This is a genomic window from Escherichia albertii (genome assembly GCF_028622335.1).
Lineage (GTDB): Bacteria > Pseudomonadota > Gammaproteobacteria > Enterobacterales > Enterobacteriaceae > Escherichia > Escherichia albertii.
This window is the reverse complement of sequence record NZ_CP117568.1, coordinates 282,802-304,322: the sequence shown is the minus strand read 5'-3', so window position 1 is coordinate 304,322 and position 21,521 is coordinate 282,802. Positions and strand designations below refer to the sequence as shown.

Annotated in this window: 19 protein-coding genes; 12 read left to right on the top strand and 7 right to left on the bottom strand. The window is 50.3% G+C overall.

What is annotated here, in order from left to right; genetic code table 11:
- Nucleotides 1-8 precede the first annotated feature (8 nt).
- On the bottom strand, nt 9-197 hold the full coding sequence (locus PS053_RS01485; RefSeq protein WP_072243487.1) for a hypothetical protein: 189 nt from the start codon (nt 195-197) through the stop codon (nt 9-11).
- On the opposite strand from PS053_RS01485, the gene PS053_RS01480 reads away from it, so the two are divergent.
- Nucleotides 188-1,879 carry an alpha,alpha-trehalase gene (locus PS053_RS01480; protein WP_000543066.1) on the top strand — a complete coding sequence of 564 codons (1,692 nt, stop codon included), beginning with the start codon at nt 188-190 and terminating at the stop codon, nt 1,877-1,879. The genes PS053_RS01485 and PS053_RS01480 overlap by 10 nt on opposite strands.
- 74 nt (nt 1,880-1,953) lie before the next feature.
- On the opposite strand, the gene PS053_RS23055 is transcribed toward PS053_RS01480, so the two are convergent.
- Nucleotides 1,954-2,355 carry a hypothetical protein gene (locus PS053_RS23055; protein WP_306294497.1) on the bottom strand — a complete coding sequence of 134 codons (402 nt, stop codon included), beginning with the start codon at nt 2,353-2,355 and terminating at the stop codon, nt 1,954-1,956.
- 1,081 nt (nt 2,356-3,436) lie between these two features.
- Here PS053_RS23055 and PS053_RS01470 point away from each other — a divergent pair.
- Genes PS053_RS01470 through PS053_RS01445 form a run of 6 tightly spaced genes read left to right on the top strand, consistent with a single transcriptional unit; the run spans nt 3,437 to nt 9,869 of the window.
- The gene (locus PS053_RS01470; RefSeq protein ID WP_059235793.1) at nt 3,437-4,459 is read left to right on the top strand and encodes an iron ABC transporter substrate-binding protein; all 1,023 of its coding nucleotides are present in this window, start codon (nt 3,437-3,439) and stop codon (nt 4,457-4,459) included.
- Complete coding sequence (locus tag PS053_RS01465) at nt 4,459-5,445, top strand: FecCD family ABC transporter permease (protein WP_001258316.1); 987 nt, start codon at nt 4,459-4,461, stop codon at nt 5,443-5,445. The genes PS053_RS01470 and PS053_RS01465 overlap by 1 nt, the downstream gene beginning before the upstream one ends.
- On the top strand, nt 5,442-6,200 hold the full coding sequence (locus PS053_RS01460) for an ABC transporter ATP-binding protein (RefSeq protein ID WP_059235795.1): 759 nt from the start codon (nt 5,442-5,444) through the stop codon (nt 6,198-6,200). Before PS053_RS01465 ends, PS053_RS01460 begins: the two co-directional genes overlap by 4 nt.
- A gap of 9 nt (nt 6,201-6,209) precedes the next feature.
- Nucleotides 6,210-7,022, top strand: coding sequence for a class I SAM-dependent methyltransferase (locus PS053_RS01455; RefSeq protein WP_000904005.1), 813 nt, complete (start codon nt 6,210-6,212; stop codon nt 7,020-7,022).
- The gene (modD, locus tag PS053_RS01450) at nt 7,019-7,873 is read left to right on the top strand and encodes a ModD protein (RefSeq protein WP_000576811.1); all 855 of its coding nucleotides are present in this window, start codon (nt 7,019-7,021) and stop codon (nt 7,871-7,873) included. The genes PS053_RS01455 and modD overlap by 4 nt, the downstream gene beginning before the upstream one ends.
- A 25-nt stretch (nt 7,874-7,898) precedes the next feature.
- Complete coding sequence (locus tag PS053_RS01445) at nt 7,899-9,869, top strand: TonB-dependent receptor plug domain-containing protein (RefSeq protein WP_256879166.1); 1,971 nt, start codon at nt 7,899-7,901, stop codon at nt 9,867-9,869.
- A gap of 49 nt (nt 9,870-9,918) precedes the next feature.
- Here PS053_RS01445 and PS053_RS01440 read toward each other — a convergent pair whose 3' ends face one another.
- Nucleotides 9,919-10,173 carry a GlsB/YeaQ/YmgE family stress response membrane protein gene (locus PS053_RS01440; protein WP_000511318.1) on the bottom strand — a complete coding sequence of 85 codons (255 nt, stop codon included), beginning with the start codon at nt 10,171-10,173 and terminating at the stop codon, nt 9,919-9,921.
- Between the two features lie 200 nt (nt 10,174-10,373).
- Here PS053_RS01440 and ycgR point away from each other — a divergent pair, with 200 nt between their 5' ends.
- Entirely contained in the window at nt 10,374-11,108 is a 735-nt protein-coding gene (gene ycgR / locus PS053_RS01435) for a flagellar brake protein YcgR (protein WP_059239232.1), read from the top strand.
- Between the two features lies 1 nt (nt 11,109).
- Here the strand turns inward: ycgR and emtA are convergent, their stop codons facing one another.
- Nucleotides 11,110-11,721, bottom strand: a complete 612-nt coding sequence (gene emtA, locus PS053_RS01430) for a membrane-bound lytic murein transglycosylase EmtA (RefSeq protein WP_002462038.1) — start codon at nt 11,719-11,721, stop codon at nt 11,110-11,112.
- A gap of 99 nt (nt 11,722-11,820) precedes the next feature.
- Here emtA and ldcA point away from each other — a divergent pair, with 99 nt between their 5' ends.
- Together ldcA and PS053_RS01420 are read left to right on the top strand one after the other, a co-directional pair.
- Nucleotides 11,821-12,735 (top strand): muramoyltetrapeptide carboxypeptidase, encoded by a 915-nt coding sequence (ldcA, locus tag PS053_RS01425; RefSeq protein ID WP_000051544.1) that lies wholly within the window; start codon nt 11,821-11,823, stop codon nt 12,733-12,735.
- A 95-nt stretch (nt 12,736-12,830) separates the two neighbouring features.
- Nucleotides 12,831-14,567 carry a potassium/proton antiporter gene (locus tag PS053_RS01420; RefSeq protein ID WP_000338384.1) on the top strand — a complete coding sequence of 579 codons (1,737 nt, stop codon included), beginning with the start codon at nt 12,831-12,833 and terminating at the stop codon, nt 14,565-14,567.
- A 58-nt stretch (nt 14,568-14,625) separates the two neighbouring features.
- On the opposite strand, the gene dadX is transcribed toward PS053_RS01420, so the two are convergent.
- Entirely contained in the window at nt 14,626-15,696 is a 1,071-nt protein-coding gene (dadX, locus tag PS053_RS01415) for a catabolic alanine racemase DadX (protein ID WP_256879167.1), read from the bottom strand.
- A gap of 9 nt (nt 15,697-15,705) precedes the next feature.
- Nucleotides 15,706-17,004: a D-amino acid dehydrogenase gene (dadA, locus tag PS053_RS01410; RefSeq protein WP_001266890.1), complete on the bottom strand. Its 1,299-nt coding sequence runs from the start codon at nt 17,002-17,004 to the stop codon at nt 15,706-15,708.
- 329 nt (nt 17,005-17,333) lie between these two features.
- On the opposite strand from dadA, the gene PS053_RS01405 reads away from it, so the two are divergent.
- Entirely contained in the window at nt 17,334-18,866 is a 1,533-nt protein-coding gene (locus PS053_RS01405; protein ID WP_044707922.1) for a SpoVR family protein, read from the top strand.
- A 150-nt stretch (nt 18,867-19,016) separates the two neighbouring features.
- On the opposite strand, the gene fadR is transcribed toward PS053_RS01405, so the two are convergent.
- A complete protein-coding gene (gene fadR, locus PS053_RS01400; RefSeq protein WP_000234823.1) occupies nt 19,017-19,736 on the bottom strand; it encodes a fatty acid metabolism transcriptional regulator FadR in 720 nt (239 codons plus the stop codon).
- A gap of 221 nt (nt 19,737-19,957) precedes the next feature.
- On the opposite strand from fadR, the gene nhaB reads away from it, so the two are divergent.
- Nucleotides 19,958-21,499 carry a Na(+)/H(+) antiporter NhaB gene (gene nhaB / locus PS053_RS01395; protein ID WP_000406418.1) on the top strand — a complete coding sequence of 514 codons (1,542 nt, stop codon included), beginning with the start codon at nt 19,958-19,960 and terminating at the stop codon, nt 21,497-21,499.
- Nucleotides 21,500-21,521 lie beyond the last annotated feature (22 nt).

Below are 21,521 nucleotides of genomic sequence, written 5' to 3'. Positions count from 1 at the left end.
AAGAGACATTAACACTGGATGTAAAAGCGCAACAATTCAGGCATCAGCGTTAAATCGGTTTCTCGATCAGATTTGTCTGCCAGTTCGCAGAATAAGCTTTCAATCATGCTCTTACGGCGATCCTGAACTAAGGTTTTCTGATGCTTGAATACCGTTTTGTTCGGTATCGCCAAAGGAGAAATGATTGATGCACGCACTTGCCCCTCCTCACCCACAAAAAATAGCGTTAATTTCTGCCAGCATTTTATTATGTTTATCTGCGTTCCCGGCGCAGGCAGAAGAAATTGCAGTTACCCCGCAACCTCCTGATATTTTGTTGGGACCGCTGTTTAATGATGTGCAAAACGCCAAACTTTTTCCCGATCAAAAAACGTTTGCCGACGCCGTGCCAAACAGCGATCCGTTAATGATCCTCGCCGATTATCGGATGCAGCAAAATCAAAGCGGATTTGATCTACGCCATTTCGTTAACGTCAACTTCACCCTGCCAAAAGAAGGGGAAAAATATGTTCCCCCGAAAGGACAATCATTACGTGCACACATCAATGGATTATGGTCGGTGTTAACTCATTCAACCGAAAATACCGACAAATGGGATTCTCTTCTACCGTTGCCACACCCCTATGTCGTGCCGGGAGGTCGTTTTCGGGAAGTGTATTACTGGGACAGTTACTTCACCATGCTGGGCCTTGCCGAAAGCGGCCACTGGGATAAAGTGGCCGACATGGTGGCGAATTTCGGTTATGAAATTGATACGTATGGGCACATTCCAAACGGCAACCGTAGCTACTATTTGAGCCGTTCACAACCACCGTTCTTTGCGCTGATGGTGGAGTTACTGGCACAACATGACGGTGACACTGTATTAAAACAATATCTGCCGCAACTGCAAAAAGAGTATGCCTGGTGGATGGACGGTATTGAAGACCTGCAAGCCGGACAACAGGAAAAACGGGCGGTAAAACTTAAAGACGGCACCATCCTTAACCGCTACTGGGATGATCGTGATACACCGCGTCCAGAGTCATGGGTAGAAGATATTGCCACAGCCAAAAGTAATCCGAACCGCCCTGCCCCGGAAATCTACCGTGACCTGCGCTCTGCTGCCGCATCTGGCTGGGATTTCAGTTCTCGCTGGATGGACAATCCGCAGCAGCTAAATACTTTACGCACCACCAGCATCGTACCCGTCGATCTCAATAGTCTGATGTATAAAATGGAGAAAATCCTTGCCCGCGCCAGCAAAGCTGCCGGAGATAGCGCGCTAGCCAGCCAGTATGACACTCTCGCTCATGCCCGCCAGAAAGGGATCGAAAAATATCTGTGGAACGCCCAACAAGGCTGGTATGCCGATTACGATCTGAAGAGTAATAAAGTTCGCAATCAATTAACCGCCGCCGCTCTGTTCCCGCTTTATGTCAATGTCGCGGCAAAAGATCGTGCCGACAAAATGGCAACCGCAACCAGGACGCATCTGCTGCAACCCGGTGGACTGAACACCACGTCGGTGAAAAGTGGACAGCAATGGGATGCGCCAAATGGCTGGGCACCGTTGCAATGGGTTGCCACAGAAGGATTGCAAAACTATGGACAGAAAGAGGTAGCAATGGACATTAGCTGGCGTTTTCTGAGCAATGTTCAGCACACTTATGATCGGGAGAAAAAACTGGTGGAGAAATATGATGTCAGTACCACCGGAACAGGTGGTGGCGGCGGTGAATATCCATTGCAGGATGGTTTTGGCTGGACCAACGGTGTGACGCTGAAAATGCTGGATTTGATCTGCCCAAAAGAGCAACCGTGTGACAATGTTCCGGCAAGACCGCTCCATGAATCAACACAACAGTCCACAACTAAAGCGGCAAGATCCGCACATTAACGGTCTTTTCTCCTGATAACGTCATACCTCTGGATGATGTTATCAGGATGAATACGACGGCCTCTCCCCTTTTTCTACACGGAGGGTTTTTCAACTCCCGGCGGGAAAAATTGGCCAAAAGTCTGCCACACATGATTGCCGAAGATAGCATCATTTCTTCGAGTAAAAGTTTCATTATACTGTGTCGTTGTTTTACATCTGCGTTGGCTATACAAAGCATCGATCGCTTCCTGAATATTATTACTATGATCGTTCATTAACATCTTTTTGGTTTCTGGTGTTAAATTAATAATGACATAATCCAGACACGCCAAAGAATTTAGCAACCAACAGAAAAAGTCAGTCCATTCATCTTCAGATAATTGTTGAATCGCCCGCGTAGGGCTTTGGGTTAATCTGGAATAAGGGCTTATCAACTCCAGGTAATCAATTAGCGAAGATAACCCAATTTCGCTATTATGGTCGCTGTTAGTCAGTAAATGACTACAGCCCAACACATCTATTTTTTGAACTACCCTAAATATAATGAGGCAATGATGAAAAAACGATTCTTTCGTTGTTTCAGGAAAGTGGGTTATTTCGCTAAGGAAATCGTTTAGCCAACTCCGAAGCGGTAAGAGTCGTTGATGATGCAAGGTTTCGACACAACGAACAGGAGGTGCAAGCGTGATATGTTCATCAGGATGTTGTGTATTATATTCTGTACTTCCTTCCTGCTGTTGTTGCTTCCCAAATTGCCGCTGTTGGAACAATTGGCTTGCAGCAAGCCCTGTCGTTGTCCATCGCAACGAACTTATCCCTTGAGAAAGTTCGTTTTTCGGCAATAGTTCTGGTTTCACTCGCCCAATCACAGGGAATTTGACCTGAACGAGAAATGCATTGATAAAATGGAGAATATTATCGTTACTACACCCTGCACTTAATAGTTGCAACTCATCGTCGTTCGGCGATGCTTTAATAATTCGGTTACCATACACATCACTATCAAAAAAAAGAGTAAACATCATGTTTTTGTAGCTATTATCGTCACTTTTGCTGCATGTTTTGATAAACACACCCAGTAAATTCCCATCCCTCAGACAATAAATGTTTTCATTGTTGTTGATGACGCTAATAATGTCTTTCTTAAAATGCTCAAAATCTTGTCGTTGAAATTTTCTATTATGTTGCTTACTATCCGCAAGTGGTGAGTCTGTACGGCTACAACATAGGCTTTGAATAACCCTCCGCATTCTTTTCACCTCCGTTAACAGTATATTCACTACGATGAAACGGGAGGATGCTGATATTCTTCTCTGTGAGATATCAAAAATCGCTCATTATAAAAACAGATAACTTCAATATCACGTAACAGCAAGAGATAAAAAAACATTATTCAGCCATGAATTATTAATTTATTTAAATATATTTATCCCCATGGTTATTGCCGACAGTTTTATCGACCTTTCTGAAGCTGTGACATCGCTATGTTTTCATTAGATAAACTTTGATATGGGACATGATTTTTTACGCTGTATATGTAAATATATAGCGATTTTGCTTTTCAGGATGTTACCTATGTCACTAACCAGACGGACATTTGCGCAGGCTCTTGCGTCCACTTTGCTTCTACACCCTCTACCGTCCTTTGCACAATCTGTTAAATTTTGGGCTTCGCTGACGCTTCCTGAAGCAAAAACCATTACGCGCATTGTCAGTGCTGGCGCGCCCGCCGATCTGCTGTTGCTGACTGTCGCACCAGAAAAACTGGTTGGTTTTTCCTCTTTTGATTTTGCCCGCCAGGCATCAATTCCATTGCCTGACGCCATTCGCCAGTTGCCTAAACTCGGGCGGCTCGCCGGACGTGCCAGCACGCTCTCACTGGAAGGACTTATGGCGTTACGTCCCGATTTAATAATTGATTGCGGCAATACCGACGAAACCTGGGTATCCCAGGCTCGCCAGATGAGTGAACAGACGCAAATCCCCTGGTTATTGCTCAGCGGTAAACTGGAACAGTCAGCAGAACAGATAGAGACGCTTGGAAAAATGTTAGGCGAAGAAAAGCGCGCCGCTGAACAAGCCGATCTTGCCCGTCGTTTTGTGAGTGATGCGCAAGCATTCGCCGCTTCGCCAGCCGCTCATATTCGCTTTTACGCCGCACGCGGTGCGCGAGGTCTGGAGACCGGCCTGCAAGGATCATTGCATACCGAAGCGGCAGAATTATTAGGCTTACACAATGTGGCGCAAATAGCCGATCGCCACGGACTGACACAGGTTTCCATGGAGAATCTGCTACGCTGGCAACCGGACATTATTCTGGTTCAGGATAGCGTCACCGCTGACTTTATCCGTAACGATCCGCTCTGGCAGGGAGTAAAGGCGGTTGTAGAAAAAAGGATCCTGTTTCTAAGCGGGTTACCTTTCGGCTGGCTGGACGCCCCACCGGGTATCAACCGTCTTTTGGGATTGCGCAGGCTCCATGCCTGGCTTGATCCCGCAGTTAACAGCCAGTTTAAAAATGACATGCAACATTACGCCAGACTGTTCTGGCATTGCACTCTCAGTGACACCAACTATCAAAAAATGGTGGCAAGCTGATGAGAACCGCAACCAGATCTGTTTTGCTTTTGCTTCTGGCTATCACGAGCATTATTTTCGCCGCCGCCAGCGGCGCTTATCATCTTGATCTACAGCAACTGCTGGCGGTCATTCTCCGTCATAGCGATGTGCCGTTGCGCGAGCAAATCGTTTTCTGGCAGATCCGCGTTCCACGCATTCTGGCTGCCCTGTTGCTGGGTGCTGCACTGGCTGGGGCCGGAACGACCTATCAGGGAATGTTTCGTAATCCCTTAGTGTCACCGGATATTCTGGGAGTTTCTGCCGGGGCGGGGCTGGGCGCCTGCGCGGCAATACTGTTCGGCCAGCCCACGGTTTACATCCAGCTATATGCATTTTGCGGCGGTCTGTTGGTGGTCGCGGGTGTCTGGTTGATTACACGTCGGGTTACTCGCCACGATCCGGTATTAACCCTGGTGCTGGTCGGCATTGCTCTGGGGACATTATGCGGTGCCGGCATTTCGCTGATTAAAACGTTAGCCGATCCCTATACCCAACTGCCTTCAATTACGTTCTGGTTACTGGGCGGGTTGTCTACCGTGACTCTACGTGATCTCTGCTATGCGGCACCGCTCATCCTGGCGGGAACTCTGCCCCTGCTTTTCCTCCGCTGGCGCATGAATTTACTCACGCTTTCCGACGATGAAGCCAGGTCGCTGGGCCTGAATGTACTACGCCTGCGCTTAGCATTGATTATTTGCGCCACGTTGATTACTGCCAGTACGGTCGCGATTGCGGGGATCATCGGTTGGGTCGGTCTGGTCGTTCCGCATATTGCTCGCTTGTTGATCGGACACAACCACCAGCAGCTTCTGCCTGTCGCGATGGGGACTGGCGCGATACTGCTCCTGCTCACCGACACACTCGCACGGAGTATCGGGACAACCGAAATCCCACTTGGCATTCTGACGGCTTTTGTGGGCGCCCCCTTTTTTCTGCTTCTGTTGCTACGCGGAGGTCGCCAGTGACTTTGCTTACCGTCCGTCACGCCTCGCTGGGTTATTTCCGTCAACCGGTACTACACGGTATTTCTTTCAGCTTGTCACAGGGATCAATTTGCTGTCTGTTAGGTGCCAATGGTTGCGGGAAAACAACGCTGATGCGCACCATTCTTGGTGCTATCCCTTTGTTAAGCGGCGAGATTTTGTTGGATGGCATATCCATTCAGAAAATGAACCCTCGCCAGCGCGCGCAGTCCATTGCCTGGGTGCCTCAAGCCCAGGATGGTATTTTTGCCTTTAGCGTTCTGGATATGGTGCTGATGGGACTGGCGCCAGCCATGGGCGCTTTTGCTGTTCCCGGGAAGCGGGAACGAGTGATTGCCACTGAGCAACTGGACAAAATGGGGATTTCGCATCTGGCGGCAAGACGTTGGAATACCCTTAGCGGCGGTGAGCGTCAGTTAGCGTTGATCGCCCGCGCGTTGGTCCAACAGCCTCGCTTATTGTTACTGGATGAACCCGCATCCAGCCTCGATTTCGGTCATCAGATACAACTACTGGACACGCTGACCCAGCTAAAAAGCGGCGGCATGACCATGTTAATGTCGACCCATCACCCTCTGCATGCCAACGCCATTGCGGATAGCGTTATCCGAATTGAAACAGATGGTCATGTTTCTCAAGGCTTACCAACTGAGCAACTGACAACAGACAAACTGGCAACGCTGTACCGGGTTTCTGCCGACCAAATTCACCATCACCTATCTGCAATTAAACACTAAGGAAAAATCATGCTCATTGACGATATTGATTTTGCAGACCTTTATCTTCAGCAACTCAAACTGGCCCACCGCACAGAAAAGACGCCGGATCACTGGGATCAACGGGCAGAGAAAATGGCCGAGAATTGTGCCTCGCCAACAGACAGCTATTTACAACAACTGGTCGCCAAAATTGATCTACAAGGCGCAGAGTCACTATTTGATATGGGCTGTGGGCCGGGCACCGTATCACTGGCGCTGGCAGACAAACTCACGACGGTTTACGGCGTTGATTACAGTCAGGGAATGCTGAACGTTGCCGCACGCCGCGCTGCCGCGTTGAAGGCTGACAATGTGCACTGGGTTCAACGCGCCTGGGAAGAGAGCTGGAGCGACCTGCCACGCTGCGATATTGCCGTGGCCTCGCGTTCCACACTGGTAGCCGATATGCGCCAGGCAATGACCAAACTCAATAATCAGGCTCGACTGCGCGTCTACACCACTCATCTTGTCAGCACCTCATTCGTCTCCCCCGCCATTCAGCGGGCGGCAGGTCGGGAGGTGATCGAATTACCCAACTATATCTTTGCGCTCAACATCCTGTATCAGATGGGAATTTATGCTCATGTTGATTTTATTCGTGGGCAAAATTGCCAACAGGATAACAGCACATGGGAGCGTTTTGAGCAGAACGTTAGCTGGAGTCTTGGCGCACTCAATGACGATGAACGCGAGCGGTTACATCGCTGGTATCACCAACAGGATGCCCGCACTATCGCCCCAGCCAGTCGCGACTGGGCACTCATTTGGTGGGACAGTGTGCCGCAGGAGATGCTGCGATGATTTTTCTCTCTCAAGCGCAAATTGATGCATTACTTCTGGAAGATATCCAGGGTGGAGATCTGACCACACGAGCATTAGGTATCGGCAAACAGCCCGGCGCTATTGAGTTTTTTCACCGCCAGGGCGGCTGTGTCAGCGGAGTCGCCGTGGCGTGTAAGATGTTAACCACGCTGGGGCTGACCATTGATGACGCGGTCAGCGACGGTTCACAAGCGGATGCGGGTCAACGTTTAATTCATGCCCACGGCAACGCTGCTGCGCTTCATCAGGGATGGAAAGCCGTTCAGAACGTGCTGGAGTGGAGTTGCGGCGTTTCTGATTATCTCGCTCAAATGTTGATACAGCTGCGTGCTCGTTATCCTGATGGCAATATCGCCTGCACACGAAAAGCCATTCCCGGAACCCGTTTACTGGCGACACAGGCTGTCATTGCTGCTGGCGGACTGATTCATCGCGCAGGGTGCGCGGAAACCGTATTGCTGTTCGCCAATCATCGTCGTTTTCTGGCCGATAATCAGGACTGGTCGGGCGCTATCGACCAGTTACGTCGCCACGCGCCAGAGAAAAAAATAGTTGTTGAAGCCGACACGCCAGAGGAAGCACTTGCTGCATTACGCGCACAACCAGATGTACTTCAGCTAGACAAATTTAGTCCAGCTCAGGCCGTTGAAATTGCGCAAATAGCGCCGTCGCTGGCGCCGAACTGTACGCTGGCGCTGACCGGTGGAATTAATTTACTGACACTCAAAAATTACCTCGACTGCGGCATCCGCCTTTTTATTACCTCTGCGCCTTATTACGCGTCCCCCGCTGACATCAAAGTCAAACTGAAGCCCGAAGACTCTTTTTAACCCATTGATAAACGGAATTTATTCTATGAGACTTAAAAAACGTTATCTCTGTACAGCATTATCACTCGCCCTCACTCAGCAAGCAGTTGCGGCTCAAGAAAACGAGACGATGACCATATGGTCCAGCCCCGTGTCTGCGACGACCACCACTATTCTCGATCAGCCCACCATGAAGGCGCTGGACAAACAAAATGTCGCCCAGGCGTTAAGCGTAATCCCCGGAGTTGTGCTGCAAAAATCGGGAGGACGCAATGAACAACAAGTCAAAGTACGCGGTTTCGATAGCCGTCAGGTGCCGGTTTATTTTGATGGCGTACCTATTTATGTTCCCTATGACGGTAACCTCGATCTGGCGAGGATCCTGACCAACAATCTGGGGGCAGTCGAAGTCTCCAAAGGGTATTCATCGCTACTTCAGGGCCCCAACCAGATGGGTGGGGCTATTAACATCACCACGCAAAAACCGACTAAACCACTGGAAGCCAGTCTGGGATACCGTCAGGGATGGAGCCGTAGTCAGGACAACGCCTACGATATGCACGCCTCACTTGCCGCCAGCAGCGATCTGGGATATTTGCAAGTCAGCGGCAGCCAACTGAAACAGGATTTCCTCGGTCTGCCACATGGCGTCAATAATGATATTGTAGGCAAAAACGGCAAGATGATTAACTCATCCGCCAATGATAAACGCGGCATAGTGAAGCTCGGCTTTACGCCGCGCGAAAATGACGAATACACGCTGACTTATATTAAACAGGATGGCGAAAAAGATAACCCGCCTTATAACGGAACCAGCAGTCAGAAATCACGCTACTGGCAGTGGCCGGAGTACGATAAAGAAAGTTTTTACTATCAGGGAACCACACAGCTCAGCGATCGTTTTACGTTGAAAAGTCGGCTTTATCGCGACACCTTTGAAAATACGCTGATAATGTACAACTCGCTGGCGGATCTGAAAAATAAAAGCGGCAGCTACAGCCACTATTCCGATTACAGCGATGGTGCAGGGTTACAGTTAGCGGCCGATATGCGTGAAAACGATCTACTGTCGTTTGCCGTCAACTGGAAGGATGATGTGCATCGGGAAAAAGGCGCACCGCACGCTTCTTATGATCGCTATGAAGACCGAACCTGGTCGCTCGCCAGTGAATATCAATGGGCTGCGGCTGATAATGTGGATGTCGTTGCCGGGATCAGCTACGACTGGCGTGATAGCGTAGAAGCGAAAAAACATGAAAAAGACGGCAGTGTCACTCACTATGACGACAACAATCAGTCCGCCTTTAACTGGCAGGTAATGGGCAAATACCACTTTGCAAATGAGGACACACTGGCGCTCTCGTACTATGACCGCACACGCTTCCCAACGCTGAAAGAACGTTATACCACGTCCAAACCAGCTTATAACCAGATAGCCATTGTTAACCCGCAACTCAAGCCGGAACGCGCTCGCGGCGTAGATTTAACCTGGAATGGTTCCTTCACGCCCGACTGGGGATTTGAAGTCAGCGTTTACTATAACCGGGTGAGTAATGCCATCCTCTCGCACAATATCAATGCCGATACCGTGCAGAATCAGAACAGCGGCACGGTGGATTACAGCGGTCTGGATGCGGGTATTAAAGGGAAAATCAGCAATATGCTGGATATTGGCGCCAGTTACGGCCTGATCCATGCCGATGCCAAACGCAAAGACATCGGCAAGATAACCGATCTGCCAACGCAAACATTGACTGCCTGGATGACGTTAAAACCGTGGGAACCGTTAAGCGTAACGCTTTCCGAAGAAGCGCGTTCTTCCAGCTACAGCAACAGCGACGGTTCACAAAAAGCAGCCGGTTTTGCGGTTACTCATATTCGCGCCGATTACGCATTAGGGCACGGCTTTAGCGTCAATGCATCCGTCAATAACCTGTTCGACACCAAATATGCCTACAGTGAAGGATTCATTGAAGAAGGACGTAATTTCTGGGCAGGCGTAGAATATACATTCTGATTTGAAAACGGATAGCGGCGTCGAGGCTGCTATCCGTTGTATGAAAATCCTATTCTCTTCGCAGGAGGCGAAATACCCCCAGAACCAGGATAGCGCCGACCACCGCCACCAGGAAGCTGTGTAAATTAAAACCGCTGATGGTACCGCCAATGCCAAACATGGTCGCCAGCCAGCCGCCGACGACCGCACCGACTATCCCGAGAATACAGGTCAGGATAAATCCTCCACCATCACGTCCCGGCATGATCAGCTTGGCGATAACGCCCGCTATCAGGCCAAAAATAATCCAGGCAATAATTCCCATGTTCAGGCCCTCGTTTCGATGAATCGGACGCAAGAAATACTTACGTCAACGCTCTAAGTATAGGCAAGGGCTGGATCAATAGTGGGAAGCTGACGACTGAATTGGCGATAAGTTGTAAAAAATATTCACGCATTTGTATTAAGGTTTGTTAAACATTGCCGATAAACCAAAGACAGTTTGTCGGTCAGGAGTTTTTCCGCGTGAGTCATTACCATGAGCAGTTCCTGAAACAAAATCCATTAGCAGTCCTTGGCGTTTTACGCGATTTGCATAAAACCGCAGTTCCCTTACGTATCAGTTGGTCAGGCGGTCAGTTGATCAGCAAAATACTGACGATAAGCCCAGATAAACTGGTGCTGGATTACGGTAGCCAGTATGAAGATAACATTGCAGTGCTTGAGGCGCGGCAAATCACCATTACCGCCGAAACGCAGGGCGCCAAAGTTGAATTTGCTCTTGAGCAATTGCAGCAGAGTGAATATTTACAGCTTCCGGCATTCATCACCGCGCCCCCTCCCGCCTTATGGTTCGTGCAACGGCGCAGATATTTCCGCATCTCCGCCCCGTGCCATCCCCCCTACTACTGTCAGACCCGATTACCTGATAACAGGACGTTACGTTTTCGTCTGTATGATTTGTCATTAGGCGGCATGGGGGCATTACTGGAAACAGCAAAACCAACTGGATTGCGCGAAGGCATGCACTTCGCGCAGATTGAAGTCGATATGGGGCAATGGGGAGTCTTTCATTTTGACGCTCAGTTACTCACCATCAGCGAACACAAAATCATCGATGGCAAAAATGAGACTATTTCCACTCCCCGCCTGAGCTTTCGTTTTCTGAACGTCAGCCCGACGGTGGAGCGGCAGTTACAGCAGATTATTTTCTCTCTCGAGCGAAAAGCCCGGGAGAAAGCAGACAAAGTGCGCAACTGAGTTACATTGCGTTCAGCGCCTGCTCAAGTTTGTAGATATAGCGAGGCGCCTGCGGCGCGGGGTGATTTTTCGCAACATGGTCGAGGAATTCGTCGGCATCCAGATCGTTAATTTTACTGATCGCCTTTTTCCTGTCTGACGAGAAAGTCCGTAGCAACGCGCCAGCCCCGTTGGCGTACGACACCACCAGCGCATATTGCAGCACCTTCGGATCCTCAATACCTGCCAGCGGGCCGGTTTCCAGAATGTTCAGGTAAGCCGCCCCCATTGAAATATTGCGTTCTGGATTTTTCAGCTCGCTGGTGGTTGGCTCGCCACTCCAGCCCATGCGGCGATAAACATCGCGCCCGGACGTGGACGCTTTCAACTGCATCAGGCCAATGGCATTCGACTTACTGACCGCGTTCGGATTACCGCCCGATTCGATGGCGATAATCGCGGTAATTAACTGTGGATCGACGCCCCAGGCAGCCCCAGCTTTCTGGCTTATTGGCATCCACTGCATCGCGCGTTGTACCGGGACTTTTGCATTCCACGGCGGGTTTGTGTAGTCATGTTTTGATGAACAACCTGCTAATAGCACAACCAAAAAGGCAAACCATCTCAATTTCACTTCATCTATCCTTATAGCCTGGAATCGCCGTTGAGGTGACAACGGCATACCTAAGCGGCATGATATACATTTCGTTTCTGTTGTCAGCAAGGAATTGCCATGTCTCTGTTTCATTTAATCGCCCCGTCGGGCTACTGTATTAAACAACACGCTGCGTTGCGGGCTATCCAGCGCCTGACTGACGCGGGGCATCAGGTCAATAACGTAGAGGTTATCGCCCGTCGCAGTGAGCGCTTTGCGGGTACGGAAACGGAGCGTCTGGAAGATATTAATTCCCTTGCCAGACTGACTTCGCCCAACACTATCGTGCTGGCAGTACGCGGTGGTTATGGCGCCAGTCGCTTGCTGGCAGATATTGACTGGCAATCGCTGATTGACCGTCAGCAACATAATCCGTTACTCATCTGTGGGCACAGCGATTTTACGGCGATCCAGTGTGGTCTGCTGGCATTGGGCAATATCATCACCTTTAGCGGACCAATGCTGGTGGCGAATTTTGGCGCGGATGAGCTGAACACCTTTACCGAACACCATTTCTGGCTGGCGCTGCGCAATGAAACGTTCACTATTGAATGGCAAGGAGAAGGCCCGGTATGCCAGACCGAAGGGACATTGTGGGGAGGTAATCTCGCAATGCTGAATACGCTTATCGGCACACCATGGATGCCGCAAATTGAGCACGGTATTCTGGTGCTGGAAGATATCAACGAGCATCCTTTCCGCGTCGAACGAATGCTTTTGCAGCTCTATCATGCCGGTATTTTGCATCGCCAGAACGCGATTATCCTCGGTAGCTTCAGCGGCAGTACGCCAAATGATTATGACGCGGGTTACAACCTTGAATCCGTCTATGCCTTTTTACGTTCTCGTCTGTCGATCCCATTAATTACCGGGCTTGATTTTGGACATGAACAACGCACGGTCACACTGCCGTTAGGCGCTCATGCCATTCTGAATAACGCTAAAGCAGGTACTCAGTTGACGATAAGTGGCCATCCTGTTCTTAAAGTGTAAAAAAAATTACGGTTCAGAGCTAAGTAAAACGCTGTTTCTGCCACGAATATGGTAGGGTTTACATTCGAGACAGCGTAATCAGGAGTAACCGACCGTTGGATGCCGCAACAATTATTAGCCTTTTCATCTTAGGCTCCATTCTTGTCACCAGCAGTATTTTACTTAGTTCATTTTCTTCACGGCTTGGCATTCCGATTCTGGTCATTTTTCTGGCTATCGGCATGCTGGCGGGCGTGGATGGTATCGGCGGTATTCCGTTCGATAATTATCCCTTTGCCTATATGGTGAGTAACCTGGCGCTGGCGATCATCCTGCTCGACGGCGGGATGCGTACTCAGGCCAGCTCCTTTCGGGTTGCATTAGGTCCAGCGCTGTCGCTGGCAACGGTCGGCGTGCTTATTACCTCCGGCTTAACGGGTATGATGGCGGCGTGGCTGTTTAATCTCAATGTGATTGAAGGCTTATTGATCGGCGCGATTGTCGGCTCCACAGATGCCGCAGCGGTCTTTTCTCTGCTCGGCGGCAAGGGACTTAACGAACGTGTTGGTTCGACGCTGGAGATAGAGTCCGGCAGTAATGATCCAATGGCGGTCTTCTTGACAATAACCCTGATTGCGATGATTCAGCATCACGAAAGCAGTATTAGCTGGATGTTCGTGATTGATATTCTTCAGCAATTTGGTCTGGGAATTATCATCGGACTTGGTGGGGGTTATTTACTGCTGCAAATGATTAACCGTATCGCTCTTCCCGCGGGACTCTATCCATTACTGGCACTAAGCGGCGGTATCCTGATTTTTGCGTTAACGACGGCGCTGGAAGGCAGCGGTATTCTGGCGGTTTATCTGTGTGGTTTTCTGCTGGGTAACAGACCGATTCGCAATCGCTATGGCATTTTGCAAAATTTCGACGGCCTCGCGTGGCTGGCGCAAATTGCCATGTTCCTGGTACTGGGGTTATTGGTTAACCCCAGCGATCTGCTGCCTATCGCCCTTCCGGCGCTCATTCTGTCTGCATGGATGATTTTCTTTGCTCGTCCCCTTTCAGTATTTGTCGGATTGCTACCATTCCGCGGTTTTAATCTGCGTGAGCGGGTATTTATCAGTTGGGTCGGATTGCGCGGCGCGGTACCAATTATTCTGGCCGTATTCCCGATGATGGCGGGTCTGGAGAATGCGCGTCTGTTCTTTAATGTCGCCTTCTTCGTGGTTCTGGTTTCGCTCGTGTTGCAAGGAACATCGCTCTCATGGGCGGCTAAAAAAGCCAAAGTAGTGGTTCCCCCAGTGGGACGTCCGGTGTCGCGCGTTGGCCTGGATATTCATCCAGAAAATCCGTGGGAACAGTTTGTTTATCAGTTGAGTGCCGATAAATGGTGCGTGGGTGCGGCGCTACGCGATCTGCATATGCCAAAAGAGACGCGCATTGCTGCACTGTTTCGTGATAATCAGTTGCTTCACCCCAGCGGCAGCACTCGTCTGCGCGAAGGCGACGTCTTGTGTGTGATTGGTCGGGAGCGCGATCTCCCTGCTCTCGGTAAGCTATTCAGCCAGTCGCCGCCGGTCGCGCTGGATCAACGCTTCTTTGGTGACTTCATTCTCGAAGCCAGTGCGAAATATGCTGATGTGGCGCTGATATATGGTCTGGAAGACGGACTGGAGTATCGCGATAAGCAACGAACACTGGGAGAAATTGTCCAGCAATTATTAGGCGCGGCGCCGGTTGTCGGCGACCAGGTAGAGTTTGCCGGGATGGTCTGGACGGTAGCCGAAAAAGAAGACAACGAAGTGTTAAAGATTGGCGTCCGGGTGGCAGAAGAAGAAGCTGAATCTTAAATTTGCTACGGCCTGTATTGCCGGATACGACGCGGGTTGTATCCGGCATACTGATGAGTTACACCGTCACAACGGGTACACGTAACGCCAGTGCGCACATCAACTCATACCCCACGGTTCCGGCAGCGGCGGCAACATCATCGATTTTAATCTCTTTGCCCCACAGTTCGACCGGCGTACCAATCCCCGCCTGCGGGCAAGGTGTTAAATCAACCGCCAGCATATCCATCGATACCGTTCCCACCGTCATGGTACGCACACCATCCACTAAAACGGGGGGGCCCGTTGGCGCGTGGCGCGGATAACCGTCAGCGTATCCGGCGGCAACAATGCCGATTCGTTGCTCATCGGGTGCGGTGTAACGTCCGCCATACCCCACCTGGTCCCCTGCCTTTAACGTCTGGATACCGATGATCTCACTGCTTAATGTCATCACCGGACGCAACCCGGTATTGGCGATATCCCGCCACTGACCGGACGGCGACGCGCCATAAAGAATAATTCCCGGACGAACCCAGTCAAAATGTGCCTCCGGGTGCCACAACGTCGCCGCCGAGTTGGACAACGAGCGACGGCACGCCAGCCCTTCCGCTGCCTGGTCAATACGCGCCATAGCGTCCGTAATCCCGTCAGGATGCTCTGCACCGGCAAAATGCGACATCAGCGTCATTTCCCCCACATTCGTCATCGCCCGCAGTTGTTGCCAGACAGTGAGTACGCGCTCGGGCGAGAACCCCAACCGATTCATCCCGCTGTTCACTTTAAGATAAATATCCAGCGGTGCTTTTAAGCGCGCATTTTGCAGTGCTTTGAGCTGCCAGTTGCTGTGTACGCAGGTCGTCAGCCTGTACTGATCATAAATTTCCAGATCCTGTGCATGGAAAAACCCCTCCAGCATCAGGATCGGCCCTTTCCAGCCGCGTTCACGTAACGTTATCGCTTCTTCCAGGTTAAGTAATGCAAAGCCATCGGTTGCCCCGAGCGCACTCCAGATACGCTCAATACCGTGCCCGTAAGCGTTGGCTTTTACCACCGACCAGACGCGTGCATGCGGCGCGGCCTGGCGAACAATGGTCAGATTTTGTTTTAATGCCCGCAGATCGAGGCTGGCCTGTATAGGACGGGTCATCTCGCATCCTTAGCTGTGCGCGCCATGTAAATGGCCCGGACGTGATGGCGTAAATCCGCGGCTGTAGCGCGCTACGCTTAAGTCCTCATACGGGATCGCTGGCGTGCGGCCTGATAACAAATCGCTCAATAGCTGCCCGGAACCACAGGCCATGGTCCAGCCGAGCGTGCCATGACCCGTATTCAGCCATAAATTTTTAAAGCGTGTACGACCGACAATCGGTGTACCGTCTGGCGTCATCGGACGCAAACCGCTCCAGAAGACGGCCTGTTCGACATGACCACCACGCGGATAGAGATCGCGAACCACCATCTCCAGCGTTTCACGGCGTGGTTGCAGCAATTCGGTATTAAAACCAACGATTTCCGCCATTCCGCCGACGCGAATGCGATTATCAAAGCGAGTAATGGCGATTTTGTAAGTTTCATCAAGAACGGTGGACACTGGCGCCCCCTCTTCATCCGCAATCGGAATCGTCAGGGAGTAGCCTTTCAGCGGATAGACAGGAATATCAACAATGCCTTTGAGCATCGCCGTCGAGTAAGAACCAAATGCCATCACATACGCATCGGCCTTAATCACTTCATCGCCACACTTCACACCATAGATTTGTTCGCCGTCGCAAATCAATTGCTCCACAGACGTATTAAAGCGGAATTTAACCCCCGCCAGCTCCGCCATCCGCGCTAAATTCTGGGTAAAGAGCTGGCAGTCACCGGTTTCATCATTGGGAAGTTGCAGACCGCCCGTCAGTTTGTGCGCGACCTCTGCCAGTGCCGGTTCCACTTCAGCCAGGCGGCTGGATTCCAGTAATTTATACGGCACGCCGGCATCTTCCAGTACAGCGATATCGCGAGTGGCATTTTCATACTGTTGTTCAGTACGAAACAGCTGCAGCGTCCCGCCCTGCCGTCCTTCGTACTGAATGTTGGTTTCAGCGCGTAGCGCTTTCAGACAATCACGACTGTACTCTGCCAGGCGAACCATTCGCCCTTTGTTTTCCATATAGTGGCTGGTATCGCAGTTACGTAACATTTGCCACATCCATTTCAACTGAAATTGCGTGCCATCAAGACGAACAGCCAGCGGCGCATGACGTTGAAACATCCATTTAATCGCTTTCAGCGGCACACCTGGCGCCGCCCACGGCGCAGCATATCCGGGGGAGATTTGCCCGGCATTTGCGGCGCTGGTTTCCAGAGCAGCTCCGGGTTCCCGATCAATTACGGTAACCTCATGTCCGGCCTGATTTAAATACCAGGCGCTGGCAACGCCCACCACACCACTTCCCAGTATGACAACTCGCATAGCCACTCCGATAACGGTAGATACAGTAAAAGAACAATAACCTAATTACATCTTGATAACTTAGATGAAAATATTATTCAACATAGAGGTTTTTTATGGTGAGCTGGCTCACACCTCCCTGACGCTGCGGGAATATAGCGTCTTTAGTATCTCCTGCTAAACGCGCTTTTTATCCAGCAGAAAATTCCACTCTGGAGCGGATTATTGGCACTCCGATAATAAGAAATCGCAAAGAAAAAAATTCTCCTGCGACGCGGTTTTTAACCCGTGTTCTATGCTTGAAATGAGGTCCTCCACACAGAGAGTACCGACAACAATGAGGTGCGCGTATGGCGACGATCGATTCTATGAATAAGGACACCACGCGTTTGAGCGATGGTCCTGACTGGACGTTCGACCTGCTGGATGTTTATCTGGCAGAAATAGACCGGGTGGCGAAACTCTATCGGCTGGATACCTACCCGCACCAGATTGAAGTCATCACCTCAGAACAGATGATGGATGCTTACTCCAGCGTCGGGATGCCGATTAACTATCCGCACTGGTCGTTCGGCAAAAAATTTATTGAAACCGAGCGTCTGTATAAACACGGTCAGCAAGGGCTGGCCTATGAAATCGTCATTAACTCTAACCCGTGTATCGCTTACCTGATGGAAGAAAACACCATCACCATGCAGGCGCTGGTGATGGCACATGCCTGTTATGGCCACAACTCTTTCTTCAAAAACAACTACTTATTCCGTAGCTGGACCGACGCCAGCTCGATTGTCGATTACCTGATTTTTGCCCGTAAATACATTACCGAATGCGAAGAGCGTTATGGCGTTGATGAAGTCGAAAGACTGCTGGACTCCTGTCATGCGCTGATGAACTACGGCGTGGATCGGTATAAACGCCCGCAAAAAATCTCTCTCCAGGAGGAGAAAGCCCGGCAGAAAAGTCGCGAAGAGTATCTGCAAAGTCAGGTCAATATGCTGTGGCGTACCCTGCCGAAGCGCGAGGAAGAGAAAACGGTTGCTGAAGCGCGCCGCTATCCGTCCGAACCGCAGGAAAATCTGCTCTATTTTATGGAAAAAAATGCGCCGCTACTGGAATCATGGCAGCGTGAAATCCTGCGCATTGTGCGTAAAGTAAGCCAGTATTTTTATCCGCAAAAACAGACCCAGGTGATGAACGAAGGTTGGGCAACCTTCTGGCACTACACCATCCTTAACCATCTGTATGATGAAGGGAAAGTAACCGAACGTTTTATGCTGGAGTTCTTGCACAGCCATACCAATGTGGTCTTCCAGCCGCCTTACAACAGTCCGTGGTACAGCGGCATTAACCCGTATGCTCTCGGTTTCGCGATGTTTCAGGATATTAAGCGGATTTGTCAGTCGCCGACGGAAGAAGACAAATACTGGTTCCCGGATATCGCCGGTTCCGACTGGCTGGAGACGCTGCATTTCGCGATGCGTGATTTCAAAGATGAGAGTTTTATCAGCCAGTTCCTGTCGCCAAAGGTCATGCGTGATTTCCGCTTCTTCACCGTGCTGGATGACGATCGGCATAATTATCTGGAAATTTCCGCTATTCATAATGAAGAAGGATATCGGGAGATCCGCAACCGTTTATCGTCGCAATATAACTTAAGCAATGTGGAGCCGAATATTCAGATCTGGAATGTGGATTTGCGCGGCGACCGTTCGCTGACGCTGCGTTACATTCCGCATAACCGCGCACCGCTGGATCGGGGGCGTAAAGAGGTGCTGAAGCATGTGCATCGCCTGTGGGGATTTGACGTGATGCTGGAACAGCAAAACGAAGACGGTAGCGTAGAGTTGCTGGAACGTTGCCCGCCGAGAATGGGCAATCTGTAAAAAAACCTCCTCATTTGAGGAGGGTTCATTTTGGCCGGATGCGGCGTAAACGCCTTGTCCGGCCTGCAAAGTATCGCAAATGCAATATATTGTAGGCCTGATAAGCCAGGCGCATCAGGCAATTATGCGTTTGTCATCAGTATGGAAAGATTATCGCCCCTGAATGGCTAAATCACCCGGCAGATTTTTCTGCATCCGGTGCCAAATCTCGCCACTCTCATGTCCATAGCGACGCACTGTTTCATACACCTGATCGTGCGCGCCTTCACTACACAATGCCGAAAGCTTGTGGTAGAAGCCCAGCGCCAGACTACGCGCTTCTGGATTAGCGAAATAGTGACGACCAATACGTGTATACAGCCCTTTCATCCCGTTGAGGATCAGGCCGTAAATCGGGTTACCGGAAGCAAATGCCAGACCGCGGAAAATGTTGTAATCCAGCTCGGCAAAAGCATCAGCGTGATCGGCCACTTCATTGGCCGTCGCCAGTACTTCCTGCGCTTTATCGGGATGCTGACGGAACGCAGTACGAATAAAAATAGTCGAAATATTGGTACGCACTGACAACAAATTATCAATAAGCTGCGGCACACTTTCGTGATCGAGTCGCGCCAGCGTCTCAAGAATATTAAGCCCTGAGGTTTCCCAGAAATTATTCACCTTCGTCGGCTTACCATGTTGAATAGTCAACCAGCCGTCTCGTGCCAGACGCTGCAACACTTCACGCAACGTCGTACGCGTTACGCCAATTAATTCTGAAAGTTCACGTTCTGCGGGCAAAATAGTCCCGGGTGGGAAGCGATTATTCCAGATACTTTCAATAATGTACTCTTCCGCGAAACCCGCCGGGCTTTGCGCCTTAATGACCATAGTGATATTTCCATAACACAGCAAAACAAAGTTGTACTCATCATACCAGAGGGCTAATCACGCTGATAGCAGACAAAAAGAAGAAAAAAGGGATCAAGGCTTCATTTTCTGCATCTCTTTTCTCCAGACCATCAAGACTTGCCTCACTCCCCCCTGACCGTTAAGCTTTGTGTTCTAACATAAAAACATCATTGATTATTTCTAAGGTAAGGGAAACCATCATGGAGATCTCCTGGGGCCGCGCGTTATGGCGCAATTTTTTGGGTCAGTCACCTGACTGGTACAAACTTGCCCTCATCGTTTTTTTAATTATTAACCCGTTAATTTTCTTCATCAGCCCTTTTGTTGCAGGATGGCTGCTGGTAGCAGAATTTATTTTTACGCTGGCGATGGCCCTGAAATGCTACCCACTGCTACCCGGCGGTTTGTTGGCTATCGAAGCCGTATTCATCGGCATGACCAGCGCGGGGCATGTCCGCGAAGAGGTGGCGGCGAATCTTGAAGTCTTGCTACTGCTGATGTTTATGGTGGCAGGCATCTATTTTATGAAGCAGCTATTGCTGTTTATTTTTACTCGCTTGCTGCTTAGCATCCGCTCCAAGATGCTGTTATCACTCTCTTTTTGTATGGCTGCGGCGTTTCTCTCTGCATTCCTTGATGCCCTGACCGTAGTAGCAGTGGTAATCAGCGTCGCGGTCGGGTTTTATGGTATTTATCACCGTGTGGTCTCTTCCCGCCCTGAAGATACCGACTTGCAAGACGATAGCCATATCGACAAACATTACAAAGTTGTTCTGGAACAGTTCCGTGGTTTTCTGCGTAGTCTGATGATGCACGCAGGCGTCGGTACCGCATTAGGCGGTGTGATGACCATGGTGGGCGAACCGCAAAATCTGATTATCGCCAAAGCTGCTGGCTGGCATTTTGGCGATTTCTTCCTGCGCATGTCTCCAGTGACCGTTCCGGTTCTGATTTGCGGTCTGTTAACGTGCCTGTTGGTAGAGAAACTGCGTTGGTTTGGCTATGGCGAAACGCTGCCGGAGAAAGTTCGCGAGGTACTGCAGCAATTTGACGATCAAAGCCGCCAACAGCGTACACGTCAGGATAAAATTCGTCTGATTGTTCAGGCGATTATCGGCGTCTGGCTGGTGATTGCGCTGGCATTGCACCTGGCGGAAGTTGGCCTGATTGGTTTGTCGGTAATTATTCTGGCGACATCATTGACCGGTGTAACCGATGAACATGCTATCGGCAAAGCCTTCACTGAATCTCTGCCCTTCACCGCACTGTTGACGGTTTTTTTCTCGGTCGTCGCAGTCATTATCGACCAGCAATTATTCTCGCCGATTATCCAGTTTGTCTTGCAGGCATCGGAACATGCGCAACTGTCGTTGTTCTATATTTTCAACGGTCTGCTGTCATCCATTTCGGATAACGTCTTCGTAGGGACGATTTATATCAACGAAGCAAAAGCAGCTATGGAGAGCGGTGCAATTACGCTGAAACAATATGAACTGCTGGCAGTTGCTATTAACACCGGGACCAATCTGCCCTCTGTCGCCACGCCAAACGGACAGGCGGCATTCCTGTTCCTGCTGACTTCGGCACTTGCGCCATTGATTCGCCTCTCTTATGGTCGCATGGTGTGGATGGCCCTGCCTTATACCCTCGTACTGACCCTCGTCGGGCTGTTTTGCGTTGAGTTTACGCTTGCACCTGTAACCGAATGGTTTATGCAATTGGGTTGGATAGCAACGCTTTGATAACAACTTACCGGGTATATTT